General features: G+C 70.9%; 14 protein-coding genes and 2 tRNA genes. 2 read left to right on the forward strand and 14 right to left on the reverse strand.

Translation table 11 applies throughout. The features are described from left to right. Positions 1-57 precede the first annotated feature (57 nt). The 6 genes from ACF08W_RS10120 to ACF08W_RS10145 form a co-directional block, all read right to left on the reverse strand. The gene (locus tag ACF08W_RS10120; RefSeq protein ID WP_392278999.1) at positions 58-903 is read right to left on the reverse strand and encodes a DegV family protein; all 846 of its coding nucleotides are present in this window, start codon (positions 901-903) and stop codon (positions 58-60) included. A 322-nt stretch (positions 904-1,225) separates the two neighbouring features. After that, positions 1,226-1,951, reverse strand: a complete 726-nt coding sequence (locus tag ACF08W_RS10125) for a hypothetical protein (protein WP_385204259.1) — start codon at positions 1,949-1,951, stop codon at positions 1,226-1,228. 164 nt (positions 1,952-2,115) lie between these two features. Then, a complete protein-coding gene (gene leuS / locus ACF08W_RS10130; RefSeq protein ID WP_385204256.1) occupies positions 2,116-4,989 on the reverse strand; it encodes a leucine--tRNA ligase in 2,874 nt (957 codons plus the stop codon). A 278-nt stretch (positions 4,990-5,267) separates the two neighbouring features. Continuing rightward, positions 5,268-5,340, reverse strand: a tRNA-Ala gene (locus ACF08W_RS10135). A 138-nt stretch (positions 5,341-5,478) separates the two neighbouring features. Beyond that, the gene (locus tag ACF08W_RS10140) at positions 5,479-5,712 is read right to left on the reverse strand and encodes a hypothetical protein (RefSeq protein WP_015608461.1); all 234 of its coding nucleotides are present in this window, start codon (positions 5,710-5,712) and stop codon (positions 5,479-5,481) included. Between the two features lie 274 nt (positions 5,713-5,986). Beyond that, positions 5,987-7,360 (reverse strand): MFS transporter, encoded by a 1,374-nt coding sequence (locus ACF08W_RS10145; protein ID WP_392279000.1) that lies wholly within the window; start codon positions 7,358-7,360, stop codon positions 5,987-5,989. 222 nt (positions 7,361-7,582) lie between these two features. Here ACF08W_RS10145 and ACF08W_RS10150 point away from each other — a divergent pair, with 222 nt between their 5' ends. After that, positions 7,583-8,464 (forward strand): helix-turn-helix transcriptional regulator, encoded by an 882-nt coding sequence (locus ACF08W_RS10150; RefSeq protein WP_385204251.1) that lies wholly within the window; start codon positions 7,583-7,585, stop codon positions 8,462-8,464. 110 nt (positions 8,465-8,574) lie between these two features. Here the strand turns inward: ACF08W_RS10150 and ACF08W_RS10155 are convergent. The 7 genes from ACF08W_RS10155 to ACF08W_RS10185 form a co-directional block, all read right to left on the reverse strand. Then, positions 8,575-8,647: transfer RNA gene (locus ACF08W_RS10155), tRNA-Ala, on the reverse strand. 139 nt (positions 8,648-8,786) lie between these two features. Beyond that, positions 8,787-9,440 (reverse strand): histidine phosphatase family protein, encoded by a 654-nt coding sequence (locus ACF08W_RS10160; protein WP_352275459.1) that lies wholly within the window; start codon positions 9,438-9,440, stop codon positions 8,787-8,789. Next, positions 9,437-9,868, reverse strand: coding sequence for a ribosome silencing factor (gene rsfS, locus ACF08W_RS10165; RefSeq protein ID WP_366291371.1), 432 nt, complete (start codon positions 9,866-9,868; stop codon positions 9,437-9,439). The genes ACF08W_RS10160 and rsfS overlap by 4 nt, the downstream gene beginning before the upstream one ends. A gap of 280 nt (positions 9,869-10,148) precedes the next feature. After that, positions 10,149-11,900, reverse strand: a complete 1,752-nt coding sequence (locus ACF08W_RS10170) for an LCP family protein (protein WP_392279001.1) — start codon at positions 11,898-11,900, stop codon at positions 10,149-10,151. A 19-nt stretch (positions 11,901-11,919) separates the two neighbouring features. Continuing rightward, positions 11,920-12,537, reverse strand: a complete 618-nt coding sequence (nadD, locus tag ACF08W_RS10175; protein WP_352275267.1) for a nicotinate-nucleotide adenylyltransferase — start codon at positions 12,535-12,537, stop codon at positions 11,920-11,922. A 38-nt stretch (positions 12,538-12,575) separates the two neighbouring features. Then, on the reverse strand, positions 12,576-12,740 hold the full coding sequence (locus ACF08W_RS10180; RefSeq protein WP_352275268.1) for a hypothetical protein: 165 nt from the start codon (positions 12,738-12,740) through the stop codon (positions 12,576-12,578). A gap of 84 nt (positions 12,741-12,824) precedes the next feature. Then, positions 12,825-12,977, reverse strand: a complete 153-nt coding sequence (locus tag ACF08W_RS10185; RefSeq protein ID WP_352275269.1) for a hypothetical protein — start codon at positions 12,975-12,977, stop codon at positions 12,825-12,827. A gap of 110 nt (positions 12,978-13,087) precedes the next feature. On the opposite strand from ACF08W_RS10185, the gene ACF08W_RS10190 reads away from it, so the two are divergent. Beyond that, entirely contained in the window at positions 13,088-14,221 is a 1,134-nt protein-coding gene (locus tag ACF08W_RS10190; protein WP_392279002.1) for a M48 family metallopeptidase, read from the forward strand. Here the strand turns inward: ACF08W_RS10190 and ACF08W_RS10195 are convergent. Continuing rightward, positions 14,208-15,272, reverse strand: a complete 1,065-nt coding sequence (locus ACF08W_RS10195) for a hypothetical protein (RefSeq protein WP_392279003.1) — start codon at positions 15,270-15,272, stop codon at positions 14,208-14,210. The two genes, ACF08W_RS10190 and ACF08W_RS10195, sit on opposite strands and share 14 nt — an antisense overlap. Between the last annotated feature and the right edge of the window lie 248 nt (positions 15,273-15,520).

A 15,520-nucleotide genomic window follows, 5' to 3' on the forward strand; every position in this document is an offset into this window, starting at 1 on the left:
CAACTCGATCACCCTTGGGAGTGAGGGGTGGGAGCGGGGAACGAGAGCCGGCGGGGCTCAGCGCGGCGAGACCACGGCACCGAGCAGGCCGGGCCCGGTGTGCGCGCCGATCACCGCGCCGACCTCGCTCACATGCAGATCGACCAGCCCCGGTACCCGCTCGCACAGCCGCTCGGCGAGCCGCTCGGCCCGCTCGGGCGACGCCAGATGATGCACGGCGATGTCCACCCGCCCACCGCCCGCCCGCTCCGCGACGATCTCCTCCAGACGGGCGATCGCCTTCGACGCCGTCCGCACCTTCTCCAGCAGTTCGATGCGGCCGCCGTCGAGCTGGAGCAGCGGCTTCACCGCGAGCGCCGACCCCAGCAGCGCCTGCGCGGCGCCGATCCGGCCGCCGCGGCGCAGGTAGTCCAGGGTGTCGACGTAGAAGTAGGCGGATGTGCCCGCGGCCCGCTTCTCCGCGGCGCCGACCGCTTCGTCGAGGCTTCCGCCCGTCTCCACCGTCTCCGCCGCGGCCAGGGCACAGAACCCGAGCGCCATCGCCACCATCCCGGTGTCCACCACCCGGACCGGAACCAACGCGTCCTTCGCCGCGAGCACGGCGGCGTCGTACGTACCCGAGATCTCCGCCGAGAGGTGCAGCGAGACGACGCCGACGGCTCCGGCGTCCGCCGCGGCCCGGTACGCGGCGGCGAACATCTCCGGGCTCGGCCGGGACGTGGTCACCGGCCGGCGCTTCTGGAGCGCCACCGCCAGCGAGCGGGCGGAGACCTCCGTACCGTCCTCCAGTGCCTGATCACCGAGGACGACGGTCAGCGGCACCGCGGTGATGCCGTGCCGCTCCATCGTCTCGGGCGGCAGGTAGGCCGTGGAATCGGTGACGATCGCGACATGGCGGGACATGAGCGGGAGGTTACCTGGCAAGTCCGTGTCCTGGCAGTCCGACCCCGACCGAACGATCCCCGCTGATCGCTTCGGATCACTTCCTGTCACCGGGGGTCGTCGAACGTCCGGGAAGGTCGGAAAGCTCACCCGTCTCCAGCAGGTTCACCGAGGGCCGGAAAGAGCCGAAGGGGCTGTCGGACGTTCCGGGTCGGCCCACCGTTTCGAGCCTAGCCGTACGACGCGTCGTTCCGGCCCCGGACTCCCGCCGGCTCTCCGGCCCCGGACGCGCGACGCGCGTTCCGACCCCGGACGCACGACGCGTGGTTCCGAACCGGGCCGGTCAGTTCGTCGCCTCGGGCCGGGCCGTCTTCTGCCAGGGGTATCCGGTGTTCCGGAGCGGGTCCGGAGGCGTGATCGAGCGGGGCGTGCCGTCGGCCGCCGGACCGTTCTCCCGCCTGCGCTCCGGCCGTCCCGTGCTTTCCCGCCGGGGCGGGTTCCCGTCCGCAGCCGGCTGGTCCTCCGCCGCCGTCCAGTGCCGGAGCGCGTCCGCCTCCAGGCCGATCTGCGCGTTCAGCGCGTCGAGATCGTCGTCGGTCATGCGCTGGGCCCGATCGCGCGCCGCCCACCTCAGTGCGTCCGCCGACTGGGTGATCCGCTCCGTGCGCTGCTTCAGGCCGGGCAGCAGCGAGGCGACCGTACTCCGGTCGGGGTCGCGCTCCAGCTTCCTCAGCTCCTCGTCGAGCTGCCGCCCGTGCGCGCTCAGGCGTTCGAAAAGGCTCAGCGACTCCGCGAGCGAGGCGTCCTCGGCGACACCCTGTCTCAGGGCGTCCTGCGTGGCCCGCATGGAGGTGCGCAGCGAGAGCCGCAGCTGTGCCAGCTCACCGCCCACGCCCGTCTGGCCATAGCTCTTGGCCCGCAGAGTGGTCTCCTCGACCGTCCGCCGGGCCTGCGTGATCGTGCGGTCCACGCCGCGTTTCGCCGCGCCGACCGCCTTGACGCCCGCGTACACACCCAGGGCCACGAACGCGAGAAAGAGCAATCCCAGGATCAGGACCACGGCTAGCATGAGCGCCCCTCGGAGGTTGTTTCGGCTGCCGGTGCCGGCTCCTCCACCGTAAACGGAAAAGGGCGGCCGGGGGTTCCCCCGGAACCCCCAACCTGCCCGTAGGGGAACGCCCCCACTTCACCGCCCGGCGCTGCGGCGCCCCGCTCCCACGGGGCGCCGCGCCATCACGCCGGGACGATGTTGACCAGCTTCGGCGCCCGCACGATCACCTTGCGGATGCCCGCGCCGCCCAGGGCCGCGACCACGGCCGGATCGGCCAGGGCCAGGGCCTCCAGCTCCGCGTCGGAGATCGACGGGGAGATCTCCAGGCGGGCCTTGACCTTGCCCTTCACCTGCACGACGCAGGTCACGGTCTCGTCCACCACGTACGCCGGGTCGGCGACCGGGAAGTCCTGGTGCACGACCGACTCCGTGTGGCCCAGCCGGCGCCACAGCTCCTCGGCGATGTGCGGGGCCAGCGGGGCCACCAGCAGCACCAGCGACTCCGCGACCGACCGGGGCAGCGGGCCGCCCGCCTTGGTCAGGTGGTTGTTCAGCTCGGTGACCTTGGCGATCGCCGTGTTGAAGCGCATCCCGGCCATGTCCTGGCCGACGCCGTCGATCGCCTTGTGCAGCGCGCGCAGCGTCTCCTCGTTCGGCTCGCCGTCGACGACGGTGACCTCACCGGTCTCCTCGTCGACGACATTGCGCCACAGCCGCTGCAGCAGCCGGTACTGGCCGACGACCGCGCGTGTGTCCCACGGCCGCGACACGTCCAGCGGCCCCATCGCCATCTCGTACAGGCGCAGCGTGTCCGCCCCGTACTCGGCGCAGATCTCGTCGGGGGTGACGGCGTTCTTCAGGGACTTGCCCATCTTGCCCAGGACGCGGCTGACCTTCTCGCCCTGGTGGTAGAACGCCCCGTCGCGCTCCTCGACCTCGGCCGCCGGGACCGCGATGCCGCGGCTGTCCCGGTAGACGAACGCCTGGATCATGCCCTGGTTGTACAGCTTGTGGAACGGCTCGGCGGACGAGATGTGCCCCAGGTCGTGCAGCACCTTGGACCAGAAACGGGCGTACAGCAGGTGCAGCACGGCGTGCTCGGCGCCGCCGACGTACAGGTCGACACCGCCCGTCGGCTGTCCCTCGCGCGGCCCCATCCAGTACTGCTCGATCGCCGGGTCGACCAGCTGCCGGTCGTTGTTCGGGTCCAGGTAGCGCAGCTCGTACCAGCAGGAGCCGGCCCAGTTGGGCATGGTGTTGGTCTCGCGGCGGTACTTCTTCGGGCCGTTGCCGTCGCCCAGGTCCAGGGTGACGTTGACCCAGTCGGCGTTCCGGGACAGCGGGGTCTCGGGCTGGGTGTCCGCGTCGTCCGGGTCGAAGGTGCGCGGCGAGTAGTCGTCGACCTCCGGCAGTTCCAGCGGCAGCATCGACTCGGGCAGCGGGTGGGCGACGCCGTCCTCGTCGTAGACGATCGGGAAGGGCTCGCCCCAGTAGCGCTGGCGGCTGAACAGCCAGTCGCGCAGCCGGAAGTTGACGGTGCCCTCGCCGACGCCGTGCTCCGTCAGCCACGCGGTGATCCGCGCCTTGGCGTCGACGACGCCCAGGCCGTCCAGCGAGATCTCGTCGTTGGCGGAGTTGACCAGCTTCGCGTCGTACGAAGCGAAGGCGTCGTCCCACGTCGAGGGGTCGGTGCCGCGGTCGTCCGACGGCTCGACGACACAGCGCATCGGCAGCTCGAAGGCGCGCGCGAAGGCGAAGTCGCGCGCGTCGTGCGCCGGTACGGCCATGATCGCGCCGGTGCCGTAGCCCATCAGGACGTAGTCGGCGATGAAGACGGGCACCTTCTCGCCGCTGACCGGGTTGGTCGCGTACGCGCCGGTGAAGACGCCGGTCTTGTCCTTGGCCTCGGCCTGCCGCTCCACGTCGGACTTGGCGGCGGCCAGCTTGCGGTAGGCGGCGACGGCCTCGGCCGGGGTGGCGTATCCGCCGGTCCACACGGGGTGGGTGCCCTCGGGCCAGACGGCCGGGGTGATCCGCTCGACCAGCTCGTGCTCGGGCGCCAGCACCATATAGGTGGCGCCGAACAGGGTGTCCTGGCGGGTGGTGAAGACGGTGATGCTGTCGGCGCCGTCCACCGGGAAGTCGACGCGGGCGCCCTCGGAGCGGCCGATCCAGTTGCGCTGCTGCAGTTTGATGGCCTCGGGCCAGTCCAAGCCGTCCAGGTCGTTCAGCAGCCGGTCGGCGTAGGCGGTGATGCGCATGTTCCACTGCCGCAGCTTCGCCTTGAACACCGGGAAGTTGCCGCGCTCGGAGCGGCCGTCGGCCGTGACCTCCTCGTTGGCCAGGACGGTGCCCAGGCCGGGCGACCAGTTGACCGGCGCGTCGGAGGCGTACGCCAGTCGGTACTCGCCCAGGACGTCGGCGCGCTCGACGGCGCTCAGCGCGCTCCAGTCACGGCCGTCCGGGGTGGGACGCGCACCGCTCTCGAACTGCGCGACCAGCTCGGAGATCGGGCGGGCCTTGTCGGCCTCGGTGTCGTACCAGGAGTTGAAGATCTGCAGGAAGATCCACTGGGTCCACTTGTAGTAGTCCGCCTCGATCGTGGCGAAGGAGCGGCGCTTGTCGTGGCCCAGTCCCAGCCGGCGCAGCTGGGCGGTCATGTTCGCGATATTGGCCTCGGTGGAGACCCGGGGGTGCGTGCCGGTCTGCACCGCGTACTGCTCGGCGGGCAGCCCGAAGGCGTCGAAGCCCAGGGTGTGCAGCACGTTGTGGCCGGTCATCCGCTGGTGGCGGGCGAAGACATCGGTGGCGATGTAGCCCAGCGGGTGGCCGACGTGCAGACCCGCGCCCGAGGGGTACGGGAACATGTCCATGATGAACTTCTTCGGCCGGGCGGCCAGCTCCGGATCGCCCGCCAGGTCACCGCTCGGGTTCGGCGCCTCGTACGTCCCCTCGGCGTCCCAGAAGTCCTGCCAGCGTGCCTCGATGTCGGCGGCCATCGCCGCCGTGTAGCGGTGCGGCGCGGCCGTCTCGGCTGCGGAATTCGTCTCGCTCATGATCCTCAAAGCTCCATCGATCGACATCTGCCGACGCCGTGCCTACGGACACGCGTCTCGGGAAACGAAAAATCCCCTCGCACAGGAGGGGACGCCGCGCCGATTCCGACCAGGCATTCTCACCGGTCGGGACTGATCAGCGCGGCTCGCTAAGCAGAAGGCGTACGGCACGCATGGCGTCAGGGTACCGCACGGCACCGGAACCGGTCCGGACACGGTCAGGAAATAAGCAAGGAAGCGGGTCACTCGCGATGAGTGACCCGCTTCCTCTTTCACTGTGGAGCTAAGGAGAATTGAACTCCTGACCTCCTGCATGCCATGCAGGCGCTCTACCAACTGAGCTATAGCCCCTTGCTGTGTTCGGCCCGGTTTCCCTGGCGACATCGAGAACATTACCGGTGACCCCGCCAGTCCACCAAATCGATTCCCCACCGCTCCGGTTTGCCCGATTTTGCGGTACCGTTCCGGGCCGGAGGGACCACGGGACGGTCAGGCGGTGGCGAAGGAGTAGAAGCGCTTGAGCGTGCAGTGCTCCTCCAGCAGCCGACCGTAGATCGGCTCCCCCTCCAGCTCCCGATAGGTCTCGATCGGGTCGCCCTTTATGATCAGCGCCCGCGCGCACTCCTCGCACCAGTACTGGTACTCCGGATTGATCGGGTCCATGTCCCTGACGATGGGCGTGCCACTGCCGCACCAGTCGCATTTCCGCCTGTGCGCGCCCATGGATCAGCTCCGACCGGAGCTGCGGGCGACGCCCACGCGGCGGATCACGGGGGACCGGCCGGGGGCGGGGAGAAGGCCGACGTGACCACGGCTCACGGGGGCCGGCACGAGCCCCGGAACGGGGGGCACGGAGACGGGGAACGCGGAAACGAGGAGCAGGTCCGGGATCGTGCGGCCGCTCGCAGGCATCGCGCGCCCCCTCCCGTTCGATCCGTCGCCCCCTCCGGCGTTCCGATTCTGCCATGCCCCCGCAAGGGGAACAGCCCGTCGGAGTTCAGCCCGTTCGACGACGCCGTACGAGCCCCGCCGCCGCGCCCGCCAGCGAGGCCGCGGTAAGTGCGAGGGCGCACACCCACAGGGCCTGCCCCGACCCCTGCGGCCCTTGCGCGCCAAGGCGGTTGAGGTAGAGGGTGCCGAACGCGGCGACCCCGGTCAGCTGGCCGAGCTGAGTGACGGTCACCAGGACGCCGCTCGCGTCGGCCGCGTCCTCGGGACGGACGTCCGCCAGCGCTCCGGTCAGGGTGGGACTGAAGCCCAGCGCCAGCCCGGCCCCCACTGTCACGAACGCCACATGGAGGAAGGGCCCGCCGTCCCCGCCGTCGCGCATCAGCAGCCCGACGGCCGCTACGGACACGGCCAGCAGTACGAATCCGCCCGGCACCAGGAACCGCCGCAGCCCCGCCGGCCACCGACGCCAGGTCAGCCCGACCACCCCGAAGACGAGCGCGGTCGGCGCGAACACCAGTCCGGCCCGCAGCGGCGAGTAGCCCAGATCCGCCTGGACGTGCAGCGTCATCAGGAACAGGAATCCCGCGTTGACCGCCATCGTGAGAAGGACGCGCAGCGCCGCCGGGGCCATGCCGGGCAGGCGGAGCACCCGGGGCGCGATCAGGGGCGCGCCGCCGCGCGCGGCGAGCCGGGACTCGTACACCACGAAGCCGGCGAACACCGCGACGGAGAACGCCGGGCAGACCAGCGACCAGACCGGCCAGCCCAGTTCCTGCCCGAGCACCAAGGGGACGGTGAGCAGGGTGACGGCGGCGGCGAGCAGCAGCAGCCCCGGCAGGTCGAGGCCACGCTCCCGCGCCCATACCCTGCCGGGCGCGGTGCGCGGTTCACGGGGCAGCGTCCTCGCGCCCAGCACCAGCAGGACGATCCCGATCGGCACGTTCACCAGGAAGACCGGCCGCCAGCCCGCGCCGAACAGGTCCATGCTGACCAGCACCCCGCCGACCACCTGCCCGGCGGCCGCCCCGACGGCCAGCACCGCGCTGTAGGCCGCGAGCGCCCGGACCCGGGCCTCACCGGTGAACTGGCGCTGGACGAGGCTGAGCACCTGCGGAATCATCACCGCGGCCGCCGCGCCCTGGACCAGCCGGAAGGCGATCAACTGCCCGGCCCCGGACGCAAGCCCGCAGGCCAGCGAGGCCGCGGTGAAGACACCGAGCCCGATCAGATGGGCCCGGCCGTGCCCCAGCAGGTCTCCGAGCCTGGCGCCGGTGACCAGCAGGACGGCGTACGTGATGGTGTAGCCGGCCACGACGAGCTGCAAACCGGCGCCCGAGGCACCGAGTTCGGTCCGGATCGTCGGGGCGGCGACATTGACGATGAAGAGGTCGAGCAGCGCCATGAACTGGGCCGCGAGCACCAGGGCGAGGATCCTGCGGGGCCGGCTCCCGCGGTCGCGCCCGCCGTTCGGGCGCCCGTTGTCAGTGGCGGGGTCTTTACTGGGTGCGGAAAGTGGAGTTGCCTCGGATGCCGTCGTCATGAGGTCGAGCCTGGCCCCGGTCCCATACGGGTAACGAGAGCCCGCCGATGCTGGTACCGACAGCACCTGGCAACTCCCCTGCCGGTCACCGAGCATGGGGGTGTGACAACGGTGACGACGCATCAGGCGGCGAACGGTACGGGGCGGCACCGGCGGCGTCCGGAGCTGGCGGCCTTTCTCCGCAACCGCCGGGCGCGGGTGACGCCGGGCGATGTCGGCATGGCCCCCGGGCTGCGCCGCCGCACGCCGGGTCTGCGCCGCGAGGAGGTCGCGCAGCTCTCCGGCGTCGGTATCACCTGGTACACCTGGCTGGAGCAGGGAAGACCGATCAATGTGTCGCCGCAGGTGCTGGACGCCGTGGCGCGTACGCTTCGGCTGGATCCCTCGGAGCGCGAGCACCTCTACCACCTGGCGGAGGTGGCCCACGCGCCCGACCGGCAGTCCGACGTCATCGAGGTGGGGCCGGAGATCCAGGGCATCATCGACGCGCTCGACCCGCATCCCGCCGTGGTCTACAACTCCCGCTACGACGTCCTGGCCACCAATCCCGCCTATCTCGACCTCTTCGCGGTCCCGGAAACGGTCGCGATCGGGGCGCGGGTGCGCAATGTGCTGTGGACGCTGTTCACGGTCTCCGAGGAGGGCTGCCCCGTCGTCCACCGGTCCCGGGAGCTGCCGATCATGGTGGCGACCCTGCGCGGCGCGTACGGGCGCCACATGGGGGAACCGGCCTGGGAGTCGTTCGTCGAGCGGCTCTCGGCCGCCAGCCCGTACTTCGCGGAGCTGTGGCGCAGCGGAGACGTCGCACCGCCGGGGCCACGGGTGAAGGTCTTCCGGCACCGGGCGGTGGCCGGGGACATCCGGATGACCTCGGTGTCGTTGTCCGTCAACGGGATGCCGGAGTGCCGGATCGTGGCGTACACCCCGGCGGACGCGGACAGCCGGGAGCGGATGGCCGTGCTGCGGAGCCGCCGCAGAGCCTGAGCCCGGGGCGGACGGCCGGCGGGATACGGGACCGCCGGGGCCGGTCGGCGCGGCGAGCACTTTGGGGATGCAGAAGATCCCGCCCCCTGTCGGGGACGGGATCTTGACTGTGGAGCTAAGGAGAATTGAACTCCTGACCTCCTGCATGCCATGCAGGCGCTCTACCAACTGAGCTATAGCCCCGTCATTCGCGGTTTTTCTCTGCGCTCCCGCGCTGCGAACAAGAAGAACTTTAGCCTGTGACCTGCCGGAAAGTGAAATCCGGCCGGTGGGCCCCGGTCTCCCGGCCGGACCGGGTCCGGTCCGGCCCGTGCGGCGGGGCTCAGGTGTCGTCGCCGAGCACCGGCTCCGGCAGCGTGCCGGCGTTGTGCTCCAGCAGGCGCCAGCCCCGCGCGCCCTCGCCCAGGACCGACCAGCAGCAGTTGGAGAGACCGCCGAGCCCTTCCCAGTGGTGCGCCTCCAGGCCCAGGAGCCGGCCGATGGTGGTGCGGATGGTGCCCCCGTGGCTGACCACGACCAGCGTGCCGTTCTCCGGCAGTTTGTCGGCGTGGCCCAGCACGACCGGGGCGGCCCGGTCGGCGACCTCGGTCTCCAGCTCACCGCCCCCGCGCCGCACCGGCTCGCCGCGCTTCCACGCGGCGTACTGCTCGCCGTAGCGCGCGACGATCTCCTCGTGGGTGAGCCCCTGCCAGGCGCCCGCGTACGTTTCCCGCAGGCCCGCGTCGTGCGCTACCTCCAGGCCGGTGAGCACGGCGAGCTGGGCCGCCGTGTCCGCCGCCCGCTGGAGGTCGGAGGCGACGATCGCGTCGGGCCTCAGCGAGGCGAGCAGCCGGGCGGCCCGGCGGGCCTGCCCGACTCCGGTCTCGGTGAGCGCGATGTCCGTGGACCCCTGGAACCTGTGCTCCAGGTTCCAGGCCGTCTGACCGTGGCGCCAGAGAACGATCCTGCGGCCCCTGCCGCTTCCGCTGCTGTTCAGCTCTGCTCACCTTCCGTGCCGCCGGTGAGCCTGGCGTGCTCCTCGGCCTTGCCGCGGGTCTTGACGGCGTCCTCGGGAAGCGCGATCTCGGGGCAGTCCTTCCAGAGGCGCTCCAGCGCGTAGAAGACCCGCTCCTCGCTGTGCTGGACGTGGATGACGATGTCGACGTAGTCGAGAAGGATCCAGCGGGCGTCGCGGTCGCCCTCGCGGCGCACCGGCTTGGCGCCCAGCTCCTTCTGGAGCCGCTCCTCGATCTCGTCGACGATCGACTTGACCTGGCGGTCGTTGGGGGCCGAGGCGAGCAGGAAGGCGTCCGTGATCGACAGCACGTCGCTGACGTCGTACGCGATGATGTCGTGCGCGAGCCGGTCGGCGGCCGCCTGGGCGGCGGCGGTGATGAGCTCGATGGAGCGGTCCGTGGCGGTCACATGCAGGCTTTCGTCGGAGGTCAGGTCGGCCTCTAAGGGCTGTCCCGTCATCCGTGGCGGATCGGCGCGCGGCGTCGGACGCGGTGCGTCGCGGGGCGGAGGGGCCGTCCGCACACCGGAAGTGTGCGGACGTTCCGACAACGCCGCGAGGCGCCGTAGCCGTCGTCGCGCGCCCGCCAGGGATCGCGGGGTCTGTCCTTAGGGTCTCACGGACCACCGACAGCGACCGCAGTGACGGCCGTCCGCCCGGACCGGCAGGGTCCGGGCGGACGGGCACGGCTCACTTGATCTTGTAGTCCTGGCCGAGCAGTACGGACACGTCCGCGTTGGCGGCGGGCTTGCCCTGCTTCACCGCGCTGTCCGGCAGCCCCAGGGTCGCGGCGACCTGTGCCGCCTTCTCCTTGTCCCCCGCGGCCCGGTAGACGACCTCGGACAGGGGCGTGGCCGTGGACGAGCCGCCGCTGACGAAGGTGTAGCCGCCGTTGATCAGCTTGACCCGGGCGGAGCCCAGCGCCTCCTGGTCCCCGGTGCCGTTCTTGACGCCGACCCGCACGGCCGCGTCGGCCGCCGGAGCCTTGACCGAGCCGCCCAGGATGTTCTTGACGACGTCCTCGGTGGCCTCGTCGGTGAGCGATCCGTCCGCCTGCACCGGCAGCAGCGTCGTCTTGTAGTCCCCGAGCTTGGCGTGCTGGGCGAGCTTCGCGAGCGAGGCGCCCAGGTCCTTCTCGGGGAGCGACGGGTCGAGGATCTGTCCCAGCGTCTGCACGGTGACCGTGGCGGCCTTCGGGTCGTCCGAGACCTTCCGCAGCACGCCGCGCATGACCGCCCCGAACCGGGTGAGCTGCTTGGCCTCGTCCTCGCCCGGCCCCCGGTAGGTGGCGTAGGCGACGGCCATCTGGCCGCTCAGCGTCTGCGCCTCGCCCTTGTTCACGAGCGGGGAGGCGCCCTTCTTGGTGTCCGGTACGTCGGTGTCGGTGTCGACCTCGATGTTGCCGACCAGGTCGACCAGGGTCTCCAGGTACGGGGTGTCGAGGCGCCAGGTGCCCGTGATGTCGGTGCCGAGGAGGTTGCCGAGGGATTCGCGGGTGCCGGTGGTGCCGTCGGCGTCGACGGACTTGCCGAGGGTGGTGCCGACACCGTCCTCGTCGGCCACCGCGAGCGAGTTGGGGAGCAGGACGGTGGTGCCCTGCTTGGTCGTCACATTGTCGACGAGCAGCGCCGTGGAGGTGCCGCCCTTCTTGGTGTTGTGCAGGTGGACCACGATGACGTCCCGCTTCTGCGGGCCCGTCGACGCCGTGGTGTCCTTGTCCGTGTCGGACAGGCCGGGGATCATTCCGGCGGACCAGAGGTAGCCGATCCCGCCGACCACCACCAGGGCCACCACGACTATGAGCGCGACCATGCGGTTGCGGCCGCGACGCCGGGCCTCCTCGCGCCGCTCGCTCCTGCTCTCGGTGAACTTCAGCCAGTCGATGACGTCTTCGGAGTCCTCGTCGGGCTCCTCGATGAAGGAGAACTGCTCGGTGCGGTAGTCGCGGTCGGCCCTGCGCTGTCCGGGGACGCCCGGGTCGGGGTCCGCGCCGTCGTCCGGCCCCGGCCTCGACTCCGGCGCGGGCTGCGGGGCCGGTGCGGGCTCGGGCGGGGCGGGGGGAACGGGCGGAGCGGCGGCCTGCTGCGGGATGTTCCACTGCTGGGTGGTGTCGACCGCGGCGGGCTGCTGCCCGGTGTCGTAGCCGTAGCCGTAGCCGTCGTACCCGCCGTACCCCTGCTGCTGCGGCTGCGGTTGCCCGTACGGGTCGTACACCTGCGGCTGTGCGGGCTGGGGCTGCTGGCTCTGCTGGGGCTGGGCGTACGGGTCGTAGCCGTAACCCTGACCGGTCTGCTGCGACTGCTGCTGTCCGCCGTACGGGTCGTACTGCTGATGCGGCTGTTCGTGCTGCGGCTGCTGGTACACCGGCTGCCCGTACTCGTCGTAACCGACGATCTGCGGCTGCTGATAGTACGGATCGTACGGATTCTGTCGGTCGTTCACCGGTGCCCCTCTGCCTCGCTCATTCGCCGCGGTACAGCTGGCGCTTGTCGATGTAACGGACCACGCCGTCCGGCACCAGGTACCAGACCGGCTCCCCCTGCGCGACCCTCTCACGGCAGTCCGTGGACGAGATCGCGAGCGCGGGAACCTCCACCAGGGAGACCCCGCCCTCCGGCAGTCCGGCGTCCGTGAGCACGTGCCCGGGCCGCGTCACGCCGATGAAGTGGGCGAGCGAGAACAACTCGTCCGCGTCCCGCCAGGTGAGGATCTGGGAGAGCGCGTCGGCGCCGGTGATGAAGAAGAGGTCCGCGTCGTCGTGGAGGGCGCGCAGGTCCCGCAGCGTATCGATGGTGTACGTGGGGCCGCTGCGGTCGATGTCGCTCCGGCTGACCGAGAACTGCGGGTTGGACGCGGTCGCGATGACCGTCATCAGATAGCGGTCCTCGGCCGGGGAGACGTGCTTGTGGCTCTTCTGCCACGGCTGCCCGGTCGGGACGAAGACCACCTCGTCGAGGTGGAACTGGGCGGCCACTTCGCTGGCCGCCACCAGGTGTCCATGATGGATCGGGTCAAACGTCCCGCCCATCACGCCGAGTCGGCGCTTCACGCGGCCGGTAGGCACTTCCTGCTCTCCCATGCGTGCAGAGCCTACTGGCACAGCTGTACGCCTCCGCCTCAGCGGTCGCGGTTGAAGCGCGTGGTGATCCAGAGCAGGAGCAGCAGCGCGACGAACGCACCGCCCCCGGTGAGAAGCGGGTTGAGGCTTTCGTGGTTGCCACCGTGCTCGCCGCCTTCGGAGGCGAGGGTGACCAGCTGGTGCGCGGTGCTCGTGAGGCTCATCTTCGGCAGGACCTATCGATCGGGAGTCGGAAGGAAGACGTCGCGCACATCGTATGCGTGCGCCCCGGGCACGCTCACGCCGACTCAGTCGTTGTCGTCGTTGTTGCGGTATCCGCGGAGCAGGAACCAGGCGAGCAGCACGGCCCCGACGATCGAGACGAGCAGCGCGACACGGAGCGTGCCGCCGGGTCCTTGCGCCCCGGAAGCAGCGGCGAGCAGAGCAACGGTGTGCGGCATGTCGGGCGTCTCCTCAGTTATCCACAGCCCCCCGCACACCGTAGCCCCAGCACCTACGCTGGGCTGTGTCAGGGGGCGAGCGACATCGTGTACGAAAAGGGGGCCCATTCATGACCGAACGCAGCCACGAGAGCCATGAGAACGTGCCGAGCAGGCAGCGGCGGCGGTTCCCGGACATCTCGTCCCGTGCCTACGAACACCCGGCGGACCGCTCCGCCCTGGTGGCTCTGCGCAAGCTGAGCGGCTTCGACACCGTGTTCAAGACGCTGAGCGGTCTGCTGCCCGAGCGCAGTCTGCGGTTGCTCTTCCTCTCCGACTCCGTCCGGGTGAGCGACGCCCAGTTCACCCACCTCAACGACATGCTGCGCGACGCCTGTTACATCCTGGACCTGGAGAAGGTCCCGCCGATGTACGTCACCCAGGACCCGCGGCCCAACGCCATGTGCATCGGCCTCGACGAGCCGATCATCGTGGTGACGACCGGGCTGGTCGAGCTGCTCGACGAGGAGGAGATGCGGGCCGTCATCGGCCACGAGGTGGGGCACGCGCTCTCCGGGCACGCGGTGTACCGCACGATCCTCCTCTTCCTCACCAGCATCGCGGTGAAGGTCGCCTGGATTCCGCTCGGCAACGTAGCGATCATGGCGATCGTGACGGCGCTGCGCGAGTGGTTCCGCAAGTCCGAGCTGTCGGCGGACCGGGCCGGGCTCCTCGTCGGCCAGGACATCCAGGCGTCGATGCGCGGTCTGATGAAGATCGCGGGTGGCAACCATCTGCACGAGATGAACGTGGACGCCTTCCTCGCCCAGGCGGACGAGTACGAGAAGGGCGGCGATCTGCGCGACTCGGTGCTCAAGATCCTCAACCTGCTGCCCCGCTCGCACCCCTTCACCACGGTGCGCGCCGCAGAGCTGAAGAAGTGGTCCGAGACCCGTGACTACCAGCGGATCATGGACGGCCACTACCCGCGGCGCGAGGAGGACAAGGACACCTCGGTGACCGACTCCTTCCGTGAGTCCGCGGCCCATTACGCGGACACGGTGCGCTCCAGCAAGGACCCGCTGATGAAGCTGGTCGGCGACATAGCCGGGGGCGCCGGCGACCTGGGCGGCAAGCTCCGCGACAAGTTCACCGGCCAGGGCCGGGGCCCGGCGGGCAAGGACGGTGCCGCCGACGGGTCGTCGGACTCGGTCCGGCCCCAGGAGCCGGGGGACGCCGAGGGGCCGGGGGCTAGCGGGAGCTGAACGACAGGGTGCCGCAGAGCGCCGCCGCGGACCGGCCCGTCGCGTAGGGGTCGGTGCCCGCGGGGCCGCGGGGGGCGGCATGCTGCCCGGCGAGCAGGGGGCGGAGCGCGCCGGTGGTGTCCGCCGGGCAGGCCTGCGGTCCGGCCTCGACGTAGCTGGCGCGCACCTCCAACCGGTGCAGTCGCAGGTCCTCCTGGTCGAAGCGGAAGGTCAGCTCGCGCCGCACGGTGAAGAGGGAGGCGTCACCCGTCCGGTGGGGGCCTCCGGCGGCCGGGCGCAGGGTGTAGGTGAAGGTGTGGTCCGAGGTCACCTGCAGCGTGTTGGCTCCCTCCTCCCGGTACTTCAGCGTTCCCCGGACCTTCACGTCCGGAGCGGCCAGCGCCACCTTCGCGGGGTCGAACCGCACCAGCCACCCGGCGGTGGCGTGCGCGCCGTCGTCCTTCGGCCGGTCCACGCTCCGCTCGAACTGGGCGGTCTGGCTCGGGTCCAGCAGCATCTCCACGGGGCGCACCTGGGCTCCGGTGAGGACGTCGGGGTCGAGCGAGGAGGCGACGAGGTACTCCTTGGCGGTGTTCAGGGCCGCCATCACCTGGCTCTCGGAGAAGTTGTCCGTCGGGCCGGCCGGAGGCAGGTTGATGCCGTCGGCGCCGGTGTCGAACTGCGCGGCGGGGCTCCTGGCGAGGAGCGCGGCGGGGGTGCCGCCCGGCACCGTGCCCCGGGGCGCGAGGGGGATCACGGTCGATCTGAGCGGCTCGGCCGGGCGGGCGGAGGATGCCTGGTAGGGCCTGCTCAGCCCCATGAAGACGGCGGTGCCGAAGGCCAGCGCGATCAGGAGGACCAGGACGACGGCGGCCCTGGGGCCGGTACGCCAGCGCCGGGACGGCAGGCTGCGCACGGCGGGAGCGTGGTCCTCCATGCGTTCCTGGGCGGAGAACTCGCGCAGCCGGGCGGCGCGGACGAACGACTCGTCGAAGACCAGTGACCGGTACTCGTCGTCACCGCCTCCCGCAGGGTTGCCGGGCCCATCCGGTGGTTCTCCGCGGTCTGCCATGACTTCTCCCGACTCCACGTCACCGACCACGGCCGGAACGCTTCGCTCCGCCCCGGCCGAGCGGCCTCGGACAGGGCCTGCCCGTCATGAATGCGCATGGCGCCGCCCGGCTACGCGTACGACGGACGGCTGAGGAGCCCTCTCGGTGAAAGGGGTCACACTTTCAGGGTAGGTCGATCGGGGCCTGGGTAAACGCCCGGTCGCCGAGGAACCACGGAGGACCCTGAAGAACCACGGGCGAGCGTGGG

The sequence above is a fragment of the Streptomyces sp. NPDC015144 genome (assembly GCF_043079735.1).
Classification (GTDB): Bacteria; Actinomycetota; Actinomycetes; order Streptomycetales; family Streptomycetaceae; genus Streptomyces.

What these genes read in the sequence shown, in the direction of transcription:
- leuS (WP_385204256.1), bottom strand. Translation starts at nt 4,989, where the DNA reads ATGAGCGAGACGAATTCCGCAGCCGAGACGGCCGCGCCGCACCGCTAC.
- ACF08W_RS10195 (WP_392279003.1), bottom strand. Translation starts at nt 15,272, where the DNA reads ATGGCAGACCGCGGAGAACCACCGGATGGGCCCGGCAACCCTGCGGGA.
- ACF08W_RS10180 (WP_352275268.1), bottom strand. Translation starts at nt 12,740, where the DNA reads ATGAGCCTCACGAGCACCGCGCACCAGCTGGTCACCCTCGCCTCCGAA.
- ACF08W_RS10120 (WP_392278999.1), bottom strand. Translation starts at nt 903, where the DNA reads ATGTCCCGCCATGTCGCGATCGTCACCGATTCCACGGCCTACCTGCCG.
- ACF08W_RS10185 (WP_352275269.1), bottom strand. Translation starts at nt 12,977, where the DNA reads ATGCCGCACACCGTTGCTCTGCTCGCCGCTGCTTCCGGGGCGCAAGGA.
- nadD (WP_352275267.1), bottom strand. Translation starts at nt 12,537, where the DNA reads ATGGGAGAGCAGGAAGTGCCTACCGGCCGCGTGAAGCGCCGACTCGGC.
- ACF08W_RS10140 (WP_015608461.1), bottom strand. Translation starts at nt 5,712, where the DNA reads ATGGGCGCGCACAGGCGGAAATGCGACTGGTGCGGCAGTGGCACGCCC.
- ACF08W_RS10190 (WP_392279002.1), top strand. Translation starts at nt 13,088, where the DNA reads ATGACCGAACGCAGCCACGAGAGCCATGAGAACGTGCCGAGCAGGCAG.
- ACF08W_RS10125 (WP_385204259.1), bottom strand. Translation starts at nt 1,951, where the DNA reads ATGCTAGCCGTGGTCCTGATCCTGGGATTGCTCTTTCTCGCGTTCGTG.